Genomic DNA, 21948 nt, shown 5'->3' with positions numbered 1-21948 from the left:
GTTCCCTTCACACCTCGAAAGCCAACGGCGAGTCGTCCGTCGGCTCGGGCTCGGTTCGGGTCGGCGAGTTGGGCGACAGCGCCCCCGCCTGCGCCACCACGGTGTCGAGGTCGAACAGCATCCCCACCGAAACCGCGTCCGGCCATCTGGCTTGCAGACGCATGTGCAGTGCTACCACTCGATGGGAGTTGCCGCCGACGTCCAAGAATCGGTCCTCGCGGTCGAAGTCGTCGTGCATGAGCACCTCCGACCAGATTTCACCGATCGCCCGCTCGGTCTCGGTCCACTGGCCCCGTGACGGGGCCGTGTGCCGTTCCGGGCGCGAGTGCAGCAGCGCGCGCAGCGCAGCGTGGTCGAGTTTGTTGCTGCCGGTCGCGATCGGCAGAGTATCGATGGCCACGTACCGACTCGGAACCGATTCGGGCGCCAGGTGTTCGGCACAGTAAGCAGACAGTGCGCCGGTGGTGGGCCGCGGCGCGGCGGTGTCCACGGGTATCCAGAACGCCGCCAGGTACACCGAGCCGTCGGAGTCGGCCGCGTCCAGCACGACCGCTTCGCGGACGGCCGGATGTCTTTCCATCACTGCCTCGACCGCACCGCGCTCGATGCGCACGCCGCGGACCTTGATCTGGCTGTCGGCTCGCCCGTGGAACTCGATATCGCCGCGCCCGTCGATTCGGGCGAGGTCGCCGGTGAGGTACATGCGGGCACCCGGCTCGGTCGAGAACGGGTCGGCCACGAACCGGGTCGCGGTCAGGCCGGGCTGGGCGGCGTAGCCGTCCGTGACCTGCCCACCGCCCAGGTACAGGTCGCCGCGGGCGCCGGGACGGACCGGCCGCAGCAGGCGGTCGACGACATAGGCCGCCGTACCCTCGGTCGGAGTGCCGATCGGCACGACGGTCGGGGGCGTCTCCGGGAGGACGTGGCAGATACAGGTGACGGTTGCCTCGGTCGGGCCGTATTCGTTGTGCAGTCGGGTGGTCGGCAGGTGCTCGCGGTGCTCCGCGACGAGGCGAGCAGGTATCGCCTCCCCGGCGAGTGCCACGACCCGCAGTGTCGGCGCGAGGTCGGTGAGCCGCGGCAGCAGCAGGCGGTAGAACGAGGGGGTTGCCGCGAGGTGCGATGCGGCCCACCGCGCAGCGAGCTCGGCGACCGCGGCGACGTCGGGGAGCCTCCGGGCGTCCGGGAGCACGCTGGTGCCGCCGACGGTGAGCGCCCAGAGCAGCTTCATCAGGGAGCCGTCCCAGACCAGGCGCATGGCCGAGAAGGTCACGAGCTCGCCGTCCGTGTACGGGTAATTCCGTGACTTGATCAGGGTGGCGAGGTTTGCCCGCGATACGACAACAGCCTTCGGCTCTCCAGTGGAGCCGGAGGTGGTGATGACATACGCAGGAGCCCGCATGGGTGGCTGTCCCGGTAGCGCCCACGCGGCCGGCCCGCCGTCGTCTTCGCCGATGTCGACTACTGTCGGCTCAGTGGCCGTTTCCGTCATCAGTGCGGCCACCTCATGGCACGGTGTGAGCGGATCGCTCCCGTCCACAAGCACCGCGGCGCAGTTCACGGCGTCCGCCACCACCTGCAGGACGGGCCCGGAGCGCCCGGGCTCGACCACACACCAGGCCGCGGCAGCGCGCAATGTCGCGATCATGCCGATCACGGTGTTCAGGCTCTGATGCTGGAACACGATGACGGTCTGCCCGGGACGCACGCCGGCAGCGACTAGTCGGCGCGCGAGACGTGCTGTGGCGGTATCGAGTTCACGATAGGTGAGCGTTCGCTCGCCCACCACCAGTGCGGTGCGATCGGGCACCCGCTCGACCTGGCGGAGGATGCCTTCCAGGAGATCGACGCGCCCACCCGCCGCCCGGCCATCACTCCTCGTCGAATCGCTACGTAATGCCGTGCTCATCGGATCACCTCGATATGGCCGGTTCCGCCGATGCGCTCGGGTGGCACCGTGCAGGCCAGCAGGATGCGGTCGGCCTCGGACTCGATCACCTCGAATCCGGCGAATCTCAACGCCACGAGCATGACCCGGTTGAGCGGTGTGGGCACGAATTCCGCGGTCGGGCGCCGACCCGACGTGCGGGCTCGCCGGACGACTTCACGGATGAGTGCCGCCCCGGCGCCGCGCGATATCACCCGGCAGGACATGAGCAGCAACAGCAGCACTGAGTCGGAGCCGCGGATTTCCGACACCGCGAGCCCGATCGTGCCGTAACCGCCGAACCGGTCGCGCAATGAGGCGACGAGCACCTCGTGGCCGGGTGAGGTGCACAGTTTCCGCAGTTCCTCGGCGTCGAAAGTAATTCCGGTGGTATTGAGCTGGTGAGTGCGCACGGTCAGCTCGTGTGCCCTGACGAGGTCCTCCTCTGCGGCGGTACGCACGGTCATGACCAGGCCAAGTGAGGCAAGGAAGTCCGCGTCGGATCCGGTGAATTCGGCCGCGCTCTCCTTGCGGGCCCGCTCCGCGCGATAGTAGGACCGGCGATGGCGCGCTTCAGGTGTCGTGGTCTCGGGTGTGAATTCCGGGAGGTCGGGCAGGTGCGGGATGCGATCGGCCGGATAGCAGCGGATCTCCGGATACGAGGCCGCCACCTCGGCCAACTCGACCGGATCGTTGTCGACGAAGGCCACGGTGTCGCGGCCGATGTTCAGCGACTCGGCGATACGGCGGATGGCATCCGATTTCGGACCCCACCCGACCTCGACTGCGGAGAACATATCTTCGATACCGTGCAGGCGCAGATGCGCGAGCGCGGCGGAAGGCTCGCCGCGGCTCGCGACGGCATGCAGGATGCCGCGTTCGTCGAGGATCTGAATTGCCTGCAACACCTCAGGTTTGGGGGAACCGCCGTCCGACTCCAGCACGACGCCGGACCACACCGTGTCGTCGAGATCCCAGACCAGGCACTTCACCGTCTCCGGTTGCGCCGTCATACCCTCACATCCGTTCTCCGCAGCACCGCCGTGCTCCACGCCGCCACCGGGCTGCTGTTGAGCAGCAGGGCGGTAGCGCCGGGCGCGAGGGTCGCGGCAGCGTCGTCCATATTGACCAGTACGTCCACCGAGCCGAGATGCCCGTAGCGGGCGAGGTTCTCGCCGCAGCTGGGGTGGATCGGCTGACCGAGGGATTCCGACCAGAAGGCGAGCGCCCCCGCGGACAGGTTCTGCATGAGCACCGCCGAGATGTCTTCGGGGCTCAGAGCATTGCGTGCCAGTACTTCCGTGTTGATCGCGGTGAACCGTTTACTGCTCTCCACCGCGAGCCGGAAGGAATAGGTCGGTTCGTCGGCGCACTCCTCGACCCAGTGATCGCTGGGCACGTCTCGATAGTCGATACGGAACAGGTCGGCGTAGCGGCCGTCGCTGTGCACGGTGATGTCGACGAGCTCATAGCGGCTGTCGGCGCCGTCGGAGCTCAACAGGACGGCCGCCGCGCCGTCGCCGAGCACGGTCATGGGGCTGCGGTAGCGGGCGCGGGTCGGGGTGCGGGCCGCGGCGGCCACCAGCACGGTCCGGCAGCGGGGATCGCCGCGCAGCAGCGCCGCAGCGAGCCGGAACGCCGCCGACACCGAGACACAACCCAGCTCGCCGACACCCGCGACGAACGCGCGTTCGGCGCCCAGCGCCTGCTGGAGCCGGGTCGCCTCGGAGGCGAGGAGATACTGCGGTGCCCGGCCCTGTACCAGGAGCAGCGCGTCCAAGGCGGCGGCATCGAGCCCGGCCCGCCGCAGGGCCTTCCGAGCGGCCTGCTCGGCGAGCTCGGTCTCCGTCGCTCCCTGGGCGCAGCGTACGGTATCGATCCCGAGAGACAGCGCGTGCTCGCGCCGCGCGGACGGCAGTTCGGCGAGTTCGGGCAGGTCCGCAACCCGAAGCGTATGTTCTGGAAACCATGTGGACACGGGCCCGAACCCGATCACGACTCCACGCCTTTCTCCTGTGCCACCTCGGTGAGCAGTTGGTCGCCGAGATGCAGTTCGGCGACGTCGCGGGAGCCTTCGATGATCTGCATGACCTTCGCGTCCCGGAAGAAACGCCCCACCCTGCTGTCCGGAGCGCAGCCGGCGGCACCGAGCACCTGCACCGCGTGTGCGCTGACGTCGGCCGCCGCCTCGGCCGCGGCGTATTTCGCGGCCACTGTCGCCATGATCGCGGCCGGGTCGGCGGTCGCCCGATACCGCGCCGCGCGTTCGCACAATGCCTGTGCCGCCTCCACCTGCACCCGTGCGCGCCCCAGCGTGGCGCGGATCTTCTCGTGCTCGGCGAGCCGGATACCACCCTGGGTCCGCCGCGCCGCATGCACCGCCGCGTCGTGCAGGCAGGTGCGTGCCATCCCCACACATCCCCAGGCGACGGTGTACCGGCCGTGGTCCAGCGCGGTACCCACCACATGGCTGAGGCCGAAACCGGCCGGCGCGAGGAGTTGCTCGCGGGGTACCCGGGCCCGGTCGAAGGTGATGTGCGCGAGCCGCGCCCCGCGCATCCCCAGCTGGTCGACCACCGGCTCGACGGTCACATGAGGCTGGTCGGTGGCCACCAGCGCAGCCTGTAGCCCACCGTCGGCCCGGCCGAGCACCAGCAGCACATCGGCCACCGCGCCGAAACTCACCCAGAGTTTGCGCCCGGACACCCGCATCTCGTGCCCGGTGTCCTCGAAGACCGTCTCGACCCCCGCGAGCTCTGTACCGGCCCTCGCCTCCGTAGCCGCCAGTCCGGCGAGCAGCTCTCCCGAAGCCAGCCGCGGCACCCAGTCCGCCCGCTGCGCGGCCGTGCCCCAGCGGTCCACGGCCGCGCTCACCATGCCGCCGACGGTGAGCAGGCTGCGCAACGAGGTGCACACCGTACCGACCCGGGCGGCGATTTCCCCGAGTTCGTGCGGGTCGAGGCCTTGACCGCCGCGCTCCCGTGGCCGGTCCGCACCGAGCAGCCCCGCCCGGGCGGCCGCGCCGACGATATCGTCGGGCAGTCCTCCCCGATCCCACTCGGCAGCGTCGGTGCGCGCCATCGAGAGCAGTTCCCCGATACCGGTCAACGGTCCGCCACCACTTGCTTCTTCGTTACGAACGCGGCTACCCGCGCGGCGGTGCGGAAGTTGTCCAACTCCAGATCGTCGACGTCCACCTCGAGGCCGAAGGTCCGTTCGACATGAGCCACGATCTCCAGCGCCCGAAGGGAATTCACCAGTCCGAGTTCGAAGATATCGTCGTCCGGTCGTAGTGGGGTCGCTGTCAATGCACTGAAGTAAACGCGCAGTTGTTCCACGAGTTCGGGTGGGGCGCTGGTCTTGCTGAGATCGATCGGTTGGGGCACCCACCGATCCGATCACGGCCGCACAACAGCCTCAAGGCCATGGTCTTAGGGGCAGAAAAAGACCTGTCTCCACAGGGCGGTGCACCCGCCATGCAGGCCCGAATGCGACTCCACTTCGTCGTCCATGCTCCGTTTTGGACCGCTATAGCCGCGAGCTGCTGCGCGGTGGAGACGGCCATGCCGCCTCCGCAGCCCGGCTTGTGAAGACCATGGGGTGTAAACAGCTGCTATGGCCCGTTCAGCGTCGTCTTCTACCAGGGCGCCGGCGTAGCGGATCGCGGACCGCCGCTTCGGGCAGGGATGAGGGGTAGTGTTTGGGGGTGACGGCTGTGGAGTTGTCTCATCGGATCTCGGATGGTATGGCCACCTGCCCGGGTTTGCCTGGACCGCGAGTCACCATGCAGTTTTCGTGTGAGCAGCCGCCTTTGATCGAGACGGCCCATGGCGTCGCGTGCGTGGATATGGTCGGTAAGACCGGGACTTATATCGATGCTCCGTTCCATTTCCATGCTCATGGCGCAGATATCGCCGAGCTGCCGCTGGAGCGGCTGTTGAATGTATCGATCGTCGTGATCCGCGTGGTAGGGCTGCGTGTAGTCGGGCCGGATGTGCTCGGCGACCCGGCGCGATTGTGGGGGAAGGCTGTGCTGGTGCACACCGCATGGTCGGCCCGGTGGGGTTCGTCCGCGTACTGGGACCTCGGGCATCCGTTCTTGGTGGGCGAGGTCGCAGAAGCGTTGATCGCCGCCAATGTGGCGCTGGTTGGAATCGACTCGCTCGACATCGACGACACATCCCTGCCGACGCGGCCGTGTCGCCACACGCTGCTCGGTGCGGGAATCCCGATCATCGAACAGATGACGAACTTGGATGCGGTCCCTGACACCGGTGCCAGACTGGTTGCACTGCCTGCGCCGGTGCGCGGGATGGGCTCGTTTCCGCTGCGTGCTATCGCCTGGACCGATTACGGCGCCCAGAGTTGGTCAGCCGAATCCACGTCGAAAGCGCCATGAGCAACCGTCTGCGATAGCACCTGCGCGATCTTGAACTCTCACTCCCCGCGGCCAGGCGCTGAACAGCGTGAAAGCGTTGGACACACTGCAACAAGCGCTCGCGGATCTGGGCACCGCCTACCGCAACTTCTTCGTCTCGATCGCGGGTAAACGTAAGAGGCGCGGGGCAACCCGCTGCGGTTTCGGTCCCGCCGGATAACCATCAACCGATCCGGTTCCCCCGCAACGCCGAGTGTAGCCATCCCCATCGTTCACGATGGCCGGAGAAAGTCAATTCAGTTCGGTTCGGGCTTGGTCGAGGCAGGCCTGCCAGAGACTGCGATCCATGCGATGGAATCCTTCGGCACCTTCGACGAAGGCGCTGGAGATGACCACGTCAGGTTGCACAGTGGCCAAGGTATCGAGTGCTGCGCGCAACCCGGCCTTGTCGCTGTAGCCCGGCACATAACCTGCACGCCACACCCCGTCGTCGTACCGGAGCAGGGTATCGCCGGTGAACAAGTAGGTCAGGCCATCGTGACCCGGCACCACATAGCAGGTGCTGCCCGGCGAATGCCCAGGAGTGGGAACCACTTCGACACCGGCGTCGTCGACCCCTCGCTCGGAGAGCAACACATCAATCGGGGCGAATGACGAGATCTGTGCGGCCTCTGCCGCGGGAGCGTGCAGGCGGCTCCCGAAGCGCTCGGCCAGCGCGTGCAGCATCGGTCCGGCCTCGTCCTGGTGACTCAGGTACTGACGGGCCACGCCGCCGAGCTCGTGCAGTTGATCGAACTCCTCGTCGTTGCCGGGGGAGTAGAACAGGATGTTGCGCCCTGATGGCGGTGTCCACAGGTAGGCGTGGGTTCGTGGGCCTTGGGGCACGACGAAAGCCCGTGTTTCCCACAGGTCCGGCAGTATGCGCCGCATAGCCACGTTCGACCGGTTCTGATCTTGCGGTATCGATTCGGTAGACATATCACTACGCTAAAAGCTCAACCTCACTCGAGGTCAAGCCTGTCGGTGGAAGTACGGGAGTGGGTCAGCGATGATCGGTCAGGCGTTGTTCTCGGTCGCGGCGCCCGCGACGGTGGCGACATGGCTATCATCGACGCGATGCATGTCGACTTGATGCTCGATTCCCTGGATGGGTTGTCCGTGGGGGACGCGTTGGGTGCGGAATTCCCCGTCATGGGCCGCTCGATCCCGGATCTTCGGGCAGGCAATCTCCCGGCTGGGCAGTGGGGGTGGACCGACGACACCGAAATGGCCTGCACCGTGGTCGCCGAACTCGCCAGTCATGGTGAGATCGACCAGGATCGGCTTGCTGCAGCTTTCGCCCGGCGGCTCGATCCGCGCCGCGACTACGGCTTCATAACGGTCGATACATTGCGTCGGATCCGCGACGGTGCACCGTGGCGGGATGCGGCCGGATCCGCATACGATCACCAGGGTTCCTGTGGCAATGGTGCGGCCATGCGGGTCGCCCCGCTGGGTGCCTTCTACGCCGGCGACCCGGACAAAATTGCCGCCGAAGCGGTTCGCTCGGCACAGGTGACGCATCTACACCCCGAAGGGGTGATCGGAGCGGTCGCGGTGGCACTCGCGGCTGGTAGGGCCGCTCATGCTCGCCTGATCGGGACCCGGCCCACAGCAATGGAATTCATTACCGCCGTCCTCGACCGCATCGACGACAGCGATACGAGCCGACTGATTCGCCACGCCCGCACTCTGCTCGGAGCCTCCGTCGAAAAGGCCGCAGCTGAACTCGGCAACGGTTCTCTGGTAACCGCGCAGAACACCGTGCCGTTCACGATATGGGTCGCGGCAACACATCTGGACGACTACCCGGCCGCGATCACCACATGCATTGCGGCAGAAGGAGACATCGACACCACCAGCGCCATCGTCGGTGGGATCGTCGCCGCCTACACCGGCAGCCGCCCCGGCCCGAACGTCGGGGTGCCGCAGAAGTGGCTTGCCGCGCGAGAACCGTTGCCCGGCTGGTTCGAACCGGTCCGCCGAGCACGCCGGCGCAAGAACTCTGGACCCGGACGTGTTCGACGATGGTTATCCGGCGCGTCGTAAAGAAAGTTATCGTCCCGAAAGCGCCGGCCCGAAAACCGGTTCCAGTCCCGGATACCACAATCGTGGTTCACTCCGAGAGTCGGACCAGCGCGCTCCGAGCCCGGGCAGTCCGAGGCGCCCACCTGCGCGATCGAGCGACGACAGAACTGCTGTTCGTCGCGTCGCGAGCGACGTGGGCGAATCAGGTTGGCTGAACCGGGATCTGGTGGGCTTCAATGTCGATGCGCGCTGCGTGCCGCCCACCAGGCGGGGGCGTCGACGAAGTGGTTGTCGAACTCGTCTTGGGTGGCAGCGAGTTCTGTCATCGCGGATTCGCCCGCGGCGATCCGCTCCAGCAACCGGAAGTACTCGAATCGCTGCACGCCGGGCGTGAGTGCAATCAGGATTCGTGCTGCGCTGTCCGGGGCGGCGCCGAAGGCGTGCGGCATGAACTTCGGGACCACGACCGTACCTCCTGCGCCGACGGTGACGATCCGATCGCCGGTCAGCAGTTGCAGTTCGCCTTCGGCGATGTAGAACAGCTCGTCGGAACGGGTGTGATAGTGCGGCGCCGCGCCGTCCGCGCCGCGATCCATGCTGACCTCGAGCGTGCTCGATCCGCCGCCCGCTTCTTCGGCGTCGATCAGCAGCCGCAAGGTGACCGACTTCGTGTGCAAGATCTCCGCCTCCTGCGGCTGCCGGATTGCCACGTCCTTACGTGGGGCAGGAATGCTCATCATGGGCTCCATGTGGTTCGCTGGCAGATAGTTTGTTATCGAACTATATGCCACCGAATAGAATCGTGTCCATGACCGAGCGGAAGACCGATCCCGTAGACGCGATCGTGGCGCAGTGGCGGCGCGAACGACCGGACCTCGATCTCGAGGCCATGGCCGTCATCGGCCGTCTGGGTCGGCTGTTGCTGGTCGCGCAGCGCGAGATCGAGACTGTATTCGACGGACACGGCCTGCGACAGGGCGAGTTCGATGTGCTTGCGGCGCTACGTCGTTCAGGGGAGCCGTTCGAACTCAACCCGTCGATGCTCGCCGATACCCTGATGCTCTCCCGGGCGGGCATGACCGGGCGGCTGGACCGGCTGGAGACGGCGGGACTGGTGCGACGCGTCGCGGACGCGCACGACCGCAGGGCGATACGTGTCGCCCTCACCCAGGCGGGGCGGGAACTGGTGGACACCGTGGTTACCGAACATACCGCGAACGAGACCGAGATGCTGTCCGTGCTGACCGCCGATGAGCGGCGGGAATTAGACCGGCTCGCGCGAATTCTGCTGAGCAGCTTGGAACCGGACGCGTAGCAACGGTAGCTTACGCAGCTGCTGCGACACCGGTGAGCCGCCCAACTTCGACGCCGACGCCCACAGGCACGCTGCACGACCTCACGAAACTACTCGGCAGCAGCCGTGGTTCGGCTCGCTCGACGGTATCTGCGCCACTCACTTCCTAGAGCGACCTTGCCAGCCCGATAAGCATCCTGATAGCGATGCCGCAGGCGAGCAACGATCTGCTCGCCTGCGGCGGGACTGCCACCACTGTCCGAGTGTGGCTACGGTTCGATCAGGGTGGTTGGTGAGCTCCGGTCACGAAGCCCCGACAGGTTTGTCGGCCAGGTGCGCTTCGATGGTCTCGATGATGCGGGGGCGCAGTTCGGTGGGGCGAATGATGGCGTCGACCGAACCGACCTCGACAGCGCGCTGAATATTGTGCACGCGGTCGAATTCCGCGGCTACTTCACCGAGCTTTTCCGAGCGGACCGACGACCGGACCTCGTCGAGTTCTGCGGCCAGGGCCGCGCGGTCGGTGCCGGTTGCGTTCGCGACGTCTGCCTCCAGCTCCCGTACCCGCGGGTCGGCCGCGGTACGTGCGTTGACCTCGCCGGCGAACACCACCGCAGCGGCCGGGGCGCCGCCGAGTACCGAGGCGAACGAGCCTTCCACCGCGAGCACGGTCATGTTCGGGTTCAGCGTCTTCGAGAACACCACGAACGCGCCGCCGTGGTATCGGGAGATGACGCAGAACACGATGGGGCCGCGGAAGTTCACGATGGCGCGGCCGATCTCGGCACCGTACTCCAACTGCAGCTTCCGCATCGACTCCGGCGAGCCGTCGAATCCGGACAGGTTCGCCAACACCACCAGCGGCCGGTTGCCGCTGGCCGCGTTGATCGCCCGGGCGGCCTTCTTCGACGACAGCGGGAACAGCGTGCCCGCGGTGTAGGTGTCGGGGCCGTCGGTGGATGTGAAGCCGCGCCGCGGCACGCTCTGTGACTCGATGCCGAGCAGGCACACCGGGATACCGCCGAGCCGTGCGTCTTGCACCACGGCGGTCTCGGCGTCGGCCATACCCGCCCACCGTTCCAGCACCGGATGGTCCTGATCGGCCAACGCCCGCATCACAGTCCGGATGTCGAAGGGCTTTTTGCGATCCGGGTTGGCGGTGGCGGAGAAGATCTCTCCGACGGTGGTGAAGTCGCTGTCTGCCGACACATGCGGGAAATCGGAGACGTCGCGATCGACCGGGTCGCTGGTGGGCGACCGGCGCGGCGTCTGCTCACCTGGCGCGATGTAGGTGTGGTCGTAGTGCGACATCAGCAGGTCCCGTGCGGCGGTCAGGTTCGGCGCCCAGTACTGCGCCTGCCCGTTCGGGCCCATCACCCGGTCGTAGCCGCCTATACCGAAGTTGTCTTCGGCCGAGACGCCGCCGGAGAAGTCCAGCGACTGCTTGCCGGTGAGCACCATCGCCGACTCCGGGGTCATCACCAGGATGCCCTTGGTATGCATGAGCATGGTCGCCTCGGCGTTCCAGTACGGCTGGGCGCCGACGTTGATGCCCGCGACGACGATGTTGATCTCGCCGCCGTCCTGGGTGAACTCGACGATCCGTTTGAGCGCGGCGGCCACCCAATCCATGTTCTCGGTGCCGGACTTCATCGAGATCCGGGCGCCGGAGGACAGTGCGTACCATTCCAGCGGAACCTGCATCTGTTCGGCCAGATCCAGAGCGGCGATCACGCGGCGGCATTCCGGCTCGGACAGTGCGCCCAGCGATTTGGTCGGATCGCCGAGCAGCACCACTCGGGTGACGCCCTGCGGGTGCTGCTGGGTCGCCGTGGTGACCACACCGGCGACGATCGCCGCCGTGTTACGCCCCTTGGGCCGGTCGACCGGGACCAGGGCGTGGCCGGCATCGAGGTCGTACTCGGTGAACTCGCCGAGCAAACCGGTCAGCTCGTAGGGGTAGACGGTATTGCGGCTCGCCGCCCGCAGCACTTTCTGCCGGTACTCGTCGAGTGGCTCGACCGGGTCGTCGGTGCGCTCGCCGATCGTGACCTTCGTGCCGGTGGCGTCGAAGGAGATGTTCACGGCGACCTTGACCAGTTCGCCGGTCTCCGGGGCGCGGTGCCGGGCGATGAGCAGGATCTCCTCCAGCCCGGCGCCCAGGGTGATCGGCTGGATGCGCTCGACGATGGTGTCCAGTTCGGCGCGGGTGATGTCGACCGGTGGCCAGATGTACATCACGATGCGGTTGGTGTGGAAGCGGGCGGCCGACGACCGCAGCGACCGTGCCCGGCGGATCGAGTCCAGGCAGGCGGCGACGGTGTTCTCCGCCGTCGGCAGCGCGAGCAACCGGCCGTCCTGGTCGCGCAGCGCGGTCAGGTCACGCACCTGCGTGAACGCGACGAGGCGCTCGTCGGCCGGGTTTTCCTTGGCCACACAGCGGAAGAGGTAGACCTCCTCGTCCGAGGACGGCTGCCGGGTGAGGGGTCGAACTTACGCAGCCGTGTCATCTGCATTCGCTGCGCGATGTACGGATGCAGGCCGCGGATCAGCCGCTCCTCGGCCATGCCGGTGGCCGACGGGCGGAATGTGAAGTGATGGTGCATCACCGCGCCGTTGCTCCCGGCCACAGTGGCGGTGATCCGGTGCACCTGGTTCGGCAGGGGGCGCGCGGCGAGCACCTCCTGCAGCGCGGCGGCCATCGCGTCGAAGTCTTCGGGCTGTTTCTCCCAGCTCAGGTAGATATCGGTTTCGACAGACGATGCAGCCGCGCCCGCGCCTGCCAGTTCGGACAGACCGCGCAGCACGGTGTCGAGGGCGTCGAACCGCACCGCGGCCGAGACCAGGCTCGTGCCCTTACGTTCGGCGATCACGAAGGTGCAGCCGCCCGCCTGCTCGGTACGGACACTGGTGAGCCCGGTGTTGCCGTAGTAGCGGCGGGTGAGCACCTCCAGCATGACGGTGTTGTCCACGCCGTCGCGCATCAGACGCTGGCCGAGCAGCCGCACCAGCGGCTCGGTGCTGCGCACCATCTCGGCGACGCGATCGGCGCGGTCGGGAGTGTCCGGGTGTGCGTCCAGGTGACGCAGGTGCCTGCGGACGGTGGTGTAGACCTCGGCGCGGTTGCGCCGCAGCAGCGGCTGGCCGTACCAGGCGTACACCAGGCCGCGGGCGAGGTCGGCGATCACCGGGAAACGCACCTGTGTCGCGCCGACCAGCCGCTCCAGCGCCAAACCGACGGGCTCGCGCAACGCCCGCTCCGGTACCGGCTCTTGCAGCCATTCGCGCAGCAGGGTGGTGATGACCTCGGCGGTGTCGGACGGTCGTTGCTGGGCGAGGAAGATCCGGAAGACCGCGGCCTCGAGGTCGGGGGTGCGTTCCAGATCGGTGACGCCATAGTGCTCGAGCGCCTTGGCCAGCTTGGCCCGGTACGACTCCGGCAGCCCGGCCCGCTCGACGTCGAGACTCCGCATGTAGGTGTGGAAGTACTCGCGGGCGCTGTGCACATGGCTTCGGCCGCCGCTGTCTTCGTCCCATGAGCGGTTGTGGCTCAGCTCGGCGAGGTCGGCGAACACCTGCACGAGTTCGACCTCCTCGGCCAGCGGCCTGCGGTTGTCCGCCACGGCCGCCCGGCGCGCGGTGAGGTAGTCGCCGAGGACGCGGCGGTCGTCGTGCGGGTCGACGTCGAAGCCGAGCAGCAGGCTGCGCAGGTCCTGCAGGCCGCGGACCACTTGTTCGTGCGGCTGGGCAGGTGCGGGCGCAATCGGCAGGTCCAGTTCGACCGTCTCCACGGCCGCGTCGCTGTTCTCCTCGCCCTCCTCGGCGAGCGGTTCCAGCCGCAGCAGCGGCGCGCCGGTCTCCACCTGGGTGCCGACGGAAACCGCGCACTCCTTCAACCGGGCCCGGAACGGTGCGCGCAGCACCGTTTCCATCTTCATGCTCTCCAGCACCAGCACGGGCGCGCCCGCCTCGACTTCGGCGCCGACCTCCAGCGGCGTGGCGACGACCAGCGCGGGCGCGGGGGAGCGGACGACACCCCCCTCGTCCCGACTGATCCGATGCGCCACACCGTCGACGTCGATCAGGTGGATCGGCCCGTGCGTGCCGGTGGTGAGGCGGTACCGGGTGCCGTTGACCACGATCTGCCCGGTGTGGTGGTCGAAACGTTTCAGCTCGACGTCGGCGGTGCGCAGTTCCCCGCCCGATTCGACACCGACCCGGAACCGGTGCGCGCCGACGCGCGCGACGCGGACACGGTAGCCGACCCCGCGCAGCTTGAGATCGTGCGGCCGCCCGCTCTGGTGCTGCACCTGCGGGCGCCCGCCGGCCGCCGTGGACAGCAGCCGGTCCCGCTCGACCTGCTCTTCCTCCTCGTAGGCGTCGATGGCGGCGGCGGCCACCGCGACGGTGGAGTAGCGGTGCGATACGAGACGGCCTTCACCGCGCACCCGGTCGATCCAGCCGGTGTCGGCGCTGGCGTCGATCACTTCGGGCTGGTTGAGCAGGTCGAGCACGAAGCTCTTGTTGGTGGCGCCGCCCTCGATGACCACCCTGGTCTGCGAAACCGCCCGGCGCAGTCTGCCCAACGCTTCGTCGCGGTTGCGTCCGTAGGCGATGATCTTGGCGATCATGGAGTCGAAGTCGGCGGGGATGGTGTCGCCCTCGCTGACGCCGGTGTCGACGCGGATACCGGGCCCGGCGGGCAGGTCGAGCCGGGCGATGCGGCCCGGGGCGGGTGCGAAGTCGCGATCCGGGTCCTCGGCGTTGAGCCGCGCCTCGATGGCATGGCCGCGCTCGACCGGGGGCTCGCCTTCGAGCCGGCCGCCGGAGGCCACGTGCAGCTGTGCCCGGACCAGGTCGAAGCCGGTGGTGGATTCGGTGATCGGGTGTTCGACCTGCAGTCGAGTGTTGACCTCTAGGAAGGCGAACAGCTGGTCACCGGGGTGGTAGAGGAACTCGACGGTCGCCGCGCCGCGGTATCCGACCGCGATGGCCAGCCGCTCGGCCGACGCCTTGAGTTCGGCGGTCTGCTCGGGGCGCAGCACCGGTGACGCCGACTCTTCGATGATCTTCTGGTTGCGCCGCTGCACCGAGCAGTCGCGCACGCCGAGCGCCCACGCGGTGCCCTGGCCGTCCGCGATCACCTGCACCTCGACATGGCGAGCGCCGGTGACCAGCCGTTCCAGGAAGACGACGCCGCTGCCGAAGGCTCGCGCTGCTTCCTGGCGGGTGCGTTCGTAGGCGTCGACGAGTTCGGCTTCGTTGGTGATCACCCGGATACCGCGACCACCACCCCCTGCGGTCGCCTTGAGCATCAGCGGGTAGCCGATCTCGGTCGCGGCGGCCAAGGCGGCGTCCACGGATTCGACCGCGCCCCGGCTCCAGGGCGCGACCGGCACCCCGACCTCCTCGGCGATCAGCTTGGCGCCGATCTTGTCGCCGAGCTTGCGCATCGCCTCCGGGGCGGGCCCGATGAAGGTGATCCCGATCTGCTCGCACAACTCCGCGAACGCCGGGTCTTCCGCGACGAAACCCCAGCCAACCCAGGCGGCATCGGCTCCGGTGGCCACCAGAGCGCGTTCGAGCGCCTTCAGGTCCAGGTAGGGACGGGCAGACGCCGGACCGAGATCGTAGGCGATATCGGCCTCCCGCACGAACGTCGCGTTCCGGTCGACATCGGTGTATAGAGCGACGGTTTCGATCGGTCGCGCCGTCTCCGCCGCCAAATCCCGGACGGCGTGGATGAGGCGCATCGCTGCCTCTCCCCGGTTGACGACGGCAATGCGATTGAACACTCGCCTGGCTCCTTCCATCTCCAATGCGCCGGCCCGGTCGACGGGATGCCGATCGCGGCTCTGCGTAGTGTGCACCTCCAGCCGGGATATGTGCACAGCAGTTGGGTATTACTCGCCCGTATACGTGCTCGCCAGTCTGCTGCCGGCAGGGATCACGTGATGGCGGTATCAAGAGCTTCCAGCTGTCGGCACAGATCCGGCCCCGGCGTCTTTCGGTTCACCACCTGCTCGTCCTCCAGTCGCAATTCGTCGGTTGGGCGCCGACGGCGAGAATCGCGGCCTCCGGCGAGTTGATCACGGCAGTGAAGTGTTCGATACCGTACCCACCCAGGTGGGTACGGTACAGGTGCCGGTGCCCATTTCGTCGGAGCGACAACTTGCGGTCGCGGCGCTCGGGCTCGTCTCGGCTTTCCGTGGCGATGGAATTCGTCGTGAGCTACGCTGTCCGGTCGGCCAGTTGGTCGGCACGGTAGCGGTCCGGTCCCAGTGGAGAGTGTCCGACTTCTCGGAGCCGGCCCAGCAAGGGCACATAATTATACGTAGATATGCGAATTTAACTATAGAAATTGCCCGCCGGAAAACGCCCACTCGAGCGTCTTCCGAATGCAGTCAATGGCGGGTCTCCAGGTCACCCAACTTGTGAATTCGCAAGGTCGTCGGCCACCTGGTCGGCTGAGGCGAGCGGGATCGGTTCGAACATCGCAGGTTCGTCTTCGGCGAAGAGCGCTGTCGGACCGTAGATCCAGTCGGTGAACGAGTAGTCGTGGACGGCTCGCGAACGAAGAAGCACGTTACGTTGCTCGCGCTGCAGGTCGTCGAGGTGCCACAGTTCACCCCACGTGCGGGCCGTGAGAACCACGCGGCGGCAGTGCTCGGGCCGGACGGCTTGGTAGGCCGCGAGCGCACCCGCCCAGTCGACGACACCGTCGTCCGTGCGCAGGCGACGCACGTGCTCGGCGAGCACCCAACCGTCCTCGATCGCCATGATCGCGCCTTGGGCCATGTACTGCAGCGGCGGGTGGGCCGCATCGCCGAGCAGGGCTATCCGACCGTCGACCCAGGTGTCGATCGGGTTGCGGTCGTACATCCGCCACCATTTGTCCCGCCACATGTGCGGCAGCCGCTGCCGGACGAAATCGCAGGTCTCGGCAAAGGCGGCATCGAGCTCGTCAGGAGTGCCCCAGTCTGCGAGCCCGGCGCGTGCTTTGGGGGATTCGAAGACCGCGACCTGGTTGAGCAGATCGCCGCCGCGGAGCCCGTAATGGACGAAATGACAGCGTGGGCCGACGTACACGACGACCTCGGAGAGGTCGACCGGACGATCCACCTCCGCAATCGGCACCGTGCCGCGGTAGGCGACGTAGGCGGAAGAAATCGGCTGGTCGTCGACGAGAAGCTGACGAGCGACGGAGTGGAGCCCGTCGGCCGCGATCACGACATCCGCCTCGTGGGCCGTCCCTGCTCCCGTTGTCGCGCAGGCCTTGTGAGCGTTCTGCGTGTACGAGGTGACCCGCTGCTCGGTGAGCAGTTCGACGCCCGCGTCCCGGCACGCCTCCACAAACAGTGAGTGCAGGTCGCTGCGGTGGATGACCAGGTATGGGAAGCCGTACTTGCGCGCGAGGTCGCGCAGGTCGAGCAAGGTCAGGTCGCTCCCGTCGATGGCGTCGCGCATCACCATCCGGTCGGGTACGACGCCGCGGGACTTCGCCTTCTCCAGCAGGCCGTAGTCGTCGAGGATACGGGTGCAGTTGGGGGCGAGCTGAATGCCGGCGCCCACCTCGCCGAATTCCGGAGCCTGTTCGAGGACCCGCACCTGCAGGCCGAGGCGCGAAAGTGCGAAGGCGGTGCTCAGCCCGCCGATTCCGCCGCCGACGATGACGACGTCAGGGATGCTCATGTGGCAGCCTCCTCACAGCCAGGGGCCGATGTCGGGGACATCGACGAGGGAATGGGAACGACCGGCGAGGTAAGCGGCGACCTCGGGTAGCGGCCCGTCGGGAACCTCGCCGAGACCGCGCTTGGCCTGGATGTCCGTCACGAGCGCGGTGAGGAACTCCTCGGCCAGATCCGCGAAAGTCAGGCCCGTGCCGAGATCGACAGCGTGGACACATACCTCCCGCGCCCGCAGCCAGGGGATCTCCGTGGCCGGTACCGTCCGGCCCTGGGCAGTGACGACCTCGGCGCGCCATTGCTCCTCGGTCAGGTCGTTCATCGCAACGGCCAAGGTGTGCGTTGCCCGGTTCGTCCATGCCGTCAACTGGGACGCGGAGAGCTTCGCGCCTGCCTCGATGTCGGCGTTGCGCTGCTCCGCCGAGGAGTACATCGGCGTGCGCTCACCGGTCTCGGCCCAGTGCACGAGGTTGCCGAGCGCGTCGGCGTTGGCGGCGACGTGCGCCATGAGGTGCTTGCGCGTCCAACCTGGCAGGGCGCTCGGCTCCGCCATCTCCTGCTCTTCCAGCTCGGCCAGCTGCGCGGTGAACAGCTTCGTCCCGTGCTCGACCCACTCGAGCGAGTCCCTGTGCGTGCGCATCGTCACTCCTCGACGACCCGGTTGGTGCACGTCCCGAGGCCGGCGATCTGTGTCACGACGGTTTCGCCGCCGACGAGGTAGACCTTGGGATCACGGGCGTGGCCGACCCCGGCGGGCGTCCCGGTGGCGATCATGTCGCCCGGGTTGAGCCGGATGACGGTCGAGATGTACTGCACGAGATGCACGGGGTCGAAGAGCAGTGTGCCGGTGTCGTCGTGCTGCATACGCCGGCCGTCGATGAGCGTGGTGACCTCGAGCGCGGGGCGGACGCCGCCGACCTCGTCGGGGGTCACGACGTAGGGGCCGACCGGGGTGGAGGAGTCCCAGATCTTGCCTTGGGTCCATTCGATGGTCCGGAACTGCCAGTCGCGCACCGACACGTCGTTCATGACGGTGAAGCCCGCGATGGCGGCGGCGGCCTCCTCTTCGGTTGCCCGGCGGACCGGCTTGCCGATGACGACCACCAGCTCGACCTCCCAGTCGAGGGCGTCGGTCTCAGCGGGCTTCACGATCGGGTCGTTCGGGCCGATGAGGGTGTCGGCGAACTTCGTGAACAGGGTCGGGTAGCTCGGGAGCTCGCGACCCATCTCCTTGATGTGGTTGGTGTAGTTGTGACCGACGCAGATCACTTTCGACGGGTCGGGTACGACGGCGGCGAGGTCGGCGCCCTCGGCCGGCCAGGTCTCACCGCTGGCGTCGGCGGCGATCGTGGCCCAGTCGTCCTGGGCGAACAGGGCACCGAGGTCGTCGTAGCCGAGGTCGACCAGGACGTTGTCGTCGAGGCGGACGGCGCGGGTGCCGCCGGCGACGCGGAGGGTGGCGAGCTTCATCGGATGGTCTCCTGACGGTCGAGTCGGAGCGCCTCGAAGACAGGCGCGTCCGAGAAACGGAAAAGGTCGAGTGCGCCGGAGTCGGAGTCGGTGCTGCCGGCTTCCGACCTGGCTGCGAAGGGCTCCCATGACGGGACGACGAACAGGTCACCGCGGGTGACCGACCAGGTCTTGTCACCGACGGTCACCGTGCCGGATCCGTCGAAAACCTGGTATACCGACGACCCGGTCTCGCGCACCGGCGCGGTTTCCGCACCGCGGGTGATCCGGTGGAACTCGGCGCGGATAGTCGGCAGTACGTCGGTTCCGTTGTGCGGGTTGGTGAACCGGACGGCCGCATGACCGGTTTCGAGGGTGCCCCCGTACCCCTCCTTCTCCAGCTGCAGCTGGTCGTTCAGGGCGGCGTCGGTGTGCTCCCACTTGTAGGCGAGCAGCGGCGAGCCGGGGGCGACCTCGCCCACCGAGAGCGGCCGCAGGCCCGGATGACCCCACAGGCGTTCGGAGCGCGAGCGCTCCGGCGTGGTCCGCTCGGCCGCACTGATCTCCGTGCGGCCGAACTGGAAGAACTGCGACTCGAGGACGTATTGGAAGGGGATGTCCAGTCCGTCGATCCATGCCATGGGCTCCGAGGTCGCATTGTGATGGGCGTGCCAGTTCCAGCCCGCTTGCGGCAGGAAGTCGCCGCGGCGCATCGGAACAGCGTCGCCGACGGACGTTTCGCCGCTGCCGCCGACCACGGTCCACACGCCTGAGCCCTCGACCACGAAGCGGAACGCGTGCTGAGTGTGGCGGTGCTCGGGGGCGTCCTCGCCGGGCATCAGATATTGGATCGCCGCCCACAGCGTCGGGGTGGCGAACGGCCGCCCGCCGAGGGACGGGTTCGCCAGCGCGATCGCCCGACGTTCCCCGCCGCGACCGACGGGGACGATGTCACCCGCCTTCTCGGCCAGGCGCAGCAGGTTCTCCCACCGCCACAGGTGCGGCACTGCGCACGACCGCGGGTGCGCCGGCATCAGGTCACCGATCTGGGTCCACAGCGGAACGAGCAGCTCCTGCTCGAAGCCGCGGTACAGCTCCTCCAGAGCAGGAGTCACGTCCGGCTGGTCCGGCGCCGCGACCGCCTGCAAGCGAACAGAGGTGTCAGTCGTGCTCATGTTCCCTACAGTGGGGCTGAACGCAACAGCAGAACATGAAATTCTGGAGAACGGAACAAATGGCCATGGGTAGCGCCCAACCGAAGACCCCGCCGACGTACATCGTGACCAGTGCCGACCATGCGCTGCGGGTGGCGGTCATGCTGCAACTGGAGGGTGGGCTCACGGTGAGCGAGGTCGCCGACCGGCTCGGTGTGGCGCGGTCGACGGCCCACCGCTTGCTGCAGACGCTCGTCTACCGCGACTTCGCGGTTCAGGACGACCAGCGTGTCTACCACCCCGGGCCGGTCCTCGAACTCGCCACGCACTCGCAGTCCCGCACCTCGCAACTCCGGGTTGCTGCGCTGCCGCACATCCAGCGGCTCGTCGACGTCGTGGGGGAGTCGGCGAACCTGACGATCCGCACGGGTGACACGGCGCGGTTCATCGCCAGCGTGGAGTGCGAGCAGGCTCTCCGAGTGGGTTCGCGCGAGGGAATGGTGTTCCCGGCCCACCGTACTACCGCCGGGCTGGTGCTGCTCGCGGATCTCGATCCGGCCGAGGTGGAGGAGTTGTATGCCGTACAGCGGTATGTCGAGCGCCCCGACGAACGGCCGGATATGCCGCGCTTGCGGGCCCAGCTCGCCCGCGTCCACCATGCCGGGTTCGCGCTCAACGACGGCTTGTCGGAGCGAGGGGTGGTCGCGATCGGGGTCCCGGTTCGTGACGCAGGGGGGACAGCGCTCGCCGGTCTCTCGATCTCGATGCCGTCGGTTCGGTACGACCGGCGTCAGTTGCCGGCGCTCGTGGCCACCCTTGGCCGTGCGGCTGCCGCCATCGAGGCAGATGGGGCCCTCTGAACGCCATGCACTGACCGACTCAGCCCCTCTCCTCTCCGCTCTCGACCTCTTCGACGACACGGCGCTCGTCGGGCCGTGTCCCTGCGCGACCTCGGAGGAGTTGTCCATCTCCTGGCGAACGACGTATACGCCCTCACCTGGCACGACGCCCTTCGCGATGTGCTGGCCGACCGGAGGGGGCTTCTCCTCGGCCGGGGTCAACGGCTTCAACCGACGGTCGGCGAATCGCTGACCGGTTTCTCCTGCACCTCGGACCCGCCGGTCCCATACGCGGCTGCGGGCGACCCTCACCGCAAACCTGTCGCCGCGGGCACTGTGCGGGCTGAAACCGGTATCGATGCCGAAGCCGCCGTGGCGGACGGCGCGGATCACCGACGTCGTCCCGCTCGAGGCGCATCTGGTCGGGGTGCAGAAGGCCGGTTACGGCGTGAACATCAGCGAAACCGAAAGCGGCGTATGCGGGATCGGTATGTGCGTGCACGACGGTGCTCGTCACCCGGTCGCCGCACCGACCATCGCGGTTCCCAGTCCCCGCTTCGACCACGACGACATCGGCCGCTACGTCGACAGCCTTCGGACGGCGATCGCAGTAGTCGAAACCAACCTGTCTCGGCGCTGACCCCGTGGGGTCGAGGCCTCGATCTGTGCCCGAATCCTGCGAAGTAGGCTTCGGGTCGATGGAGACCAGAGGTACTTCCGGGATCTCCCTTGCCCAGATCTGTCCAGATCCCGGCCAGTACCTGGGTGAACACCGTGCGGTCGTTGATGTTGCCCGCAGTCAGCACAAAGCGTCAGAGGCCGACCTCGGCGAGCCGTTCCTTGACGGAGGCCGTATTCGGTGCGATGTGGACCGGTGGTAGATCTCTGCTCATCTGTTCCCCGCACCGGCGCCGCCACGGTTCTCGAGCTCGGCCAACACTTGCAGCCAGTATGCAGTGCCCCTGCGGGCACTGATGGTCGCCACCCGTATCCGCCGATCCAACCGACGTGCCGTCGACGAACTGCGCTGGACGCCGCGTTACCCCACCTGCCGCGACGGCCTGTCGACAGTGGCGGTGTAGCGGCGCCGAGCCAGACCGGACGCGGCGGACTCGGCATAACCCTCAGGATCGACCCCAGGACTTACTCGCACAG

General features: G+C 67.7%; 19 protein-coding genes and 1 pseudogene. 7 read left to right on the top strand and 13 right to left on the bottom strand.

Annotation, left to right across the window (positions count from 1 at the left end):
• Positions 1 to 7: 7 nt before the first annotated feature.
• The 5 genes from B0T44_RS16725 to B0T44_RS16705 are packed head-to-tail and all read right to left on the bottom strand — an operon-like array spanning position 8 to position 5313.
• Positions 8 to 1909, bottom strand: a complete 1902-nt coding sequence (locus B0T44_RS16725; RefSeq protein ID WP_081512226.1) for a non-ribosomal peptide synthetase — start codon at positions 1907 to 1909, stop codon at positions 8 to 10.
• Positions 1906 to 2940 carry an HAD-IIIC family phosphatase gene (locus tag B0T44_RS16720; RefSeq protein ID WP_077116763.1) on the bottom strand — a complete coding sequence of 345 codons (1035 nt, stop codon included), beginning with the start codon at positions 2938 to 2940 and terminating at the stop codon, positions 1906 to 1908. Before B0T44_RS16720 ends, B0T44_RS16725 begins: the two co-directional genes overlap by 4 nt.
• The gene (locus tag B0T44_RS16715; RefSeq protein WP_081512228.1) at positions 2937 to 3905 is read right to left on the bottom strand and encodes a 3-oxoacyl-[acyl-carrier-protein] synthase III C-terminal domain-containing protein; all 969 of its coding nucleotides are present in this window, start codon (positions 3903 to 3905) and stop codon (positions 2937 to 2939) included. Before B0T44_RS16715 ends, B0T44_RS16720 begins: the two co-directional genes overlap by 4 nt.
• Before the next feature lie 14 nt (positions 3906 to 3919).
• Entirely contained in the window at positions 3920 to 5035 is a 1116-nt protein-coding gene (locus B0T44_RS16710; protein ID WP_077116761.1) for an acyl-CoA dehydrogenase family protein, read from the bottom strand.
• Positions 5032 to 5313 (bottom strand): acyl carrier protein, encoded by a 282-nt coding sequence (locus B0T44_RS16705; RefSeq protein ID WP_245839105.1) that lies wholly within the window; start codon positions 5311 to 5313, stop codon positions 5032 to 5034. Before B0T44_RS16705 ends, B0T44_RS16710 begins: the two co-directional genes overlap by 4 nt.
• A gap of 320 nt (positions 5314 to 5633) precedes the next feature.
• Here B0T44_RS16705 and B0T44_RS16700 point away from each other — a divergent pair, with 320 nt between their 5' ends.
• A complete protein-coding gene (locus B0T44_RS16700; RefSeq protein ID WP_217697491.1) occupies positions 5634 to 6326 on the top strand; it encodes a cyclase family protein in 693 nt (230 codons plus the stop codon).
• 76 nt (positions 6327 to 6402) lie between these two features.
• On the top strand, positions 6403 to 6525 hold the full coding sequence (locus B0T44_RS28075) for a hypothetical protein (RefSeq protein ID WP_254893687.1): 123 nt from the start codon (positions 6403 to 6405) through the stop codon (positions 6523 to 6525).
• Positions 6526 to 6596: 71 nt separating this feature from the next.
• Here the strand turns inward: B0T44_RS28075 and B0T44_RS16695 are convergent, their stop codons facing one another.
• Entirely contained in the window at positions 6597 to 7235 is a 639-nt protein-coding gene (locus tag B0T44_RS16695) for an MBL fold metallo-hydrolase (protein WP_077116759.1), read from the bottom strand.
• Between the two features lie 168 nt (positions 7236 to 7403).
• Here B0T44_RS16695 and B0T44_RS16690 point away from each other — a divergent pair, with 168 nt between their 5' ends.
• Positions 7404 to 8393, top strand: coding sequence for an ADP-ribosylglycohydrolase family protein (locus B0T44_RS16690; protein WP_245839107.1), 990 nt, complete (start codon positions 7404 to 7406; stop codon positions 8391 to 8393).
• A gap of 212 nt (positions 8394 to 8605) precedes the next feature.
• On the opposite strand, the gene B0T44_RS16685 is transcribed toward B0T44_RS16690, so the two are convergent.
• Positions 8606 to 9109, bottom strand: coding sequence for a cupin domain-containing protein (locus tag B0T44_RS16685; RefSeq protein ID WP_077116801.1), 504 nt, complete (start codon positions 9107 to 9109; stop codon positions 8606 to 8608).
• Between the two features lie 71 nt (positions 9110 to 9180).
• Between B0T44_RS16685 and B0T44_RS16680 the strand changes: the two genes are divergently transcribed.
• Positions 9181 to 9687, top strand: a complete 507-nt coding sequence (locus B0T44_RS16680) for a MarR family winged helix-turn-helix transcriptional regulator (RefSeq protein WP_175648009.1) — start codon at positions 9181 to 9183, stop codon at positions 9685 to 9687.
• Between the two features lie 282 nt (positions 9688 to 9969).
• On the opposite strand, the pseudogene B0T44_RS16675 reads toward B0T44_RS16680, so the two are convergent.
• The 6 genes and pseudogenes from B0T44_RS16675 to B0T44_RS16650 form a co-directional block, all read right to left on the bottom strand.
• Positions 9970 to 15461 (bottom strand): annotated as a pseudogene (locus tag B0T44_RS16675) (ATP-binding protein).
• A gap of 217 nt (positions 15462 to 15678) precedes the next feature.
• The gene (locus tag B0T44_RS28585) at positions 15679 to 15837 is read right to left on the bottom strand and encodes a 2-oxo acid dehydrogenase subunit E2 (protein WP_217697490.1); all 159 of its coding nucleotides are present in this window, start codon (positions 15835 to 15837) and stop codon (positions 15679 to 15681) included.
• Positions 15838 to 16089: 252 nt separating this feature from the next.
• On the bottom strand, positions 16090 to 17358 hold the full coding sequence (locus B0T44_RS16665) for an FAD-dependent oxidoreductase (RefSeq protein WP_077116757.1): 1269 nt from the start codon (positions 17356 to 17358) through the stop codon (positions 16090 to 16092).
• A 12-nt stretch (positions 17359 to 17370) separates the two neighbouring features.
• Entirely contained in the window at positions 17371 to 17991 is a 621-nt protein-coding gene (locus tag B0T44_RS16660; protein ID WP_077116756.1) for a maleylpyruvate isomerase family mycothiol-dependent enzyme, read from the bottom strand.
• Positions 17992 to 17993: 2 nt separating this feature from the next.
• A complete protein-coding gene (locus B0T44_RS16655; RefSeq protein WP_077116755.1) occupies positions 17994 to 18821 on the bottom strand; it encodes a fumarylacetoacetate hydrolase family protein in 828 nt (275 codons plus the stop codon).
• Entirely contained in the window at positions 18818 to 19975 is a 1158-nt protein-coding gene (locus tag B0T44_RS16650) for a cupin domain-containing protein (protein ID WP_077116754.1), read from the bottom strand. The genes B0T44_RS16655 and B0T44_RS16650 overlap by 4 nt, the downstream gene beginning before the upstream one ends.
• A gap of 65 nt (positions 19976 to 20040) precedes the next feature.
• Here B0T44_RS16650 and B0T44_RS16645 point away from each other — a divergent pair, with 65 nt between their 5' ends.
• From B0T44_RS16645 to B0T44_RS28070, 3 genes are all read left to right on the top strand, one after another.
• A complete protein-coding gene (locus tag B0T44_RS16645) occupies positions 20041 to 20814 on the top strand; it encodes an IclR family transcriptional regulator (protein ID WP_077116753.1) in 774 nt (257 codons plus the stop codon).
• Positions 20815 to 21151: 337 nt separating this feature from the next.
• On the top strand, positions 21152 to 21433 hold the full coding sequence (locus B0T44_RS16640; protein WP_077116752.1) for an IclR family transcriptional regulator domain-containing protein: 282 nt from the start codon (positions 21152 to 21154) through the stop codon (positions 21431 to 21433).
• Positions 21434 to 21749: 316 nt separating this feature from the next.
• Positions 21750 to 21875, top strand: a complete 126-nt coding sequence (locus B0T44_RS28070) for a hypothetical protein (RefSeq protein ID WP_254893686.1) — start codon at positions 21750 to 21752, stop codon at positions 21873 to 21875.
• The last annotated feature ends 73 nt before the right edge of the window (positions 21876 to 21948 follow it).

It is taken from the genome of Nocardia donostiensis (assembly GCF_002081715.1).
GTDB classification, from domain to species: Bacteria; Actinomycetota; Actinomycetes; order Mycobacteriales; family Mycobacteriaceae; genus Nocardia; species Nocardia donostiensis.
The sequence above is the reverse complement of the archived record's forward strand: the minus strand, read 5'-3'. Positions and strand labels throughout refer to the sequence as shown.

Bases quoted from the DNA above. Each gene is read 5' to 3' on its own strand.
- B0T44_RS16690 (WP_245839107.1), top strand. From the start codon at position 7,404: ATGGCTATCATCGACGCGATGCATGTCGACTTGATGCTCGATTCCCTG.
- B0T44_RS16685 (WP_077116801.1), bottom strand. From the start codon at position 9,109: ATGAGCATTCCTGCCCCACGTAAGGACGTGGCAATCCGGCAGCCGCAG.
- B0T44_RS16725 (WP_081512226.1), bottom strand. From the start codon at position 1,909: ATGAGCACGGCATTACGTAGCGATTCGACGAGGAGTGATGGCCGGGCG.
- B0T44_RS16720 (WP_077116763.1), bottom strand. From the start codon at position 2,940: ATGACGGCGCAACCGGAGACGGTGAAGTGCCTGGTCTGGGATCTCGAC.
- B0T44_RS16695 (WP_077116759.1), bottom strand. From the start codon at position 7,235: ATGCGGCGCATACTGCCGGACCTGTGGGAAACACGGGCTTTCGTCGTG.
- B0T44_RS16655 (WP_077116755.1), bottom strand. From the start codon at position 18,821: ATGAAGCTCGCCACCCTCCGCGTCGCCGGCGGCACCCGCGCCGTCCGC.
- B0T44_RS16640 (WP_077116752.1), top strand. From the start codon at position 21,152: ATGCCGAAGCCGCCGTGGCGGACGGCGCGGATCACCGACGTCGTCCCG.
- B0T44_RS16665 (WP_077116757.1), bottom strand. From the start codon at position 17,358: ATGAGCATCCCTGACGTCGTCATCGTCGGCGGCGGAATCGGCGGGCTG.
- B0T44_RS16680 (WP_175648009.1), top strand. From the start codon at position 9,181: ATGACCGAGCGGAAGACCGATCCCGTAGACGCGATCGTGGCGCAGTGG.
- B0T44_RS16650 (WP_077116754.1), bottom strand. From the start codon at position 19,975: ATGAGCACGACTGACACCTCTGTTCGCTTGCAGGCGGTCGCGGCGCCG.
- B0T44_RS16660 (WP_077116756.1), bottom strand. From the start codon at position 17,991: ATGCGCACGCACAGGGACTCGCTCGAGTGGGTCGAGCACGGGACGAAG.
- B0T44_RS16645 (WP_077116753.1), top strand. From the start codon at position 20,041: ATGGGTAGCGCCCAACCGAAGACCCCGCCGACGTACATCGTGACCAGT.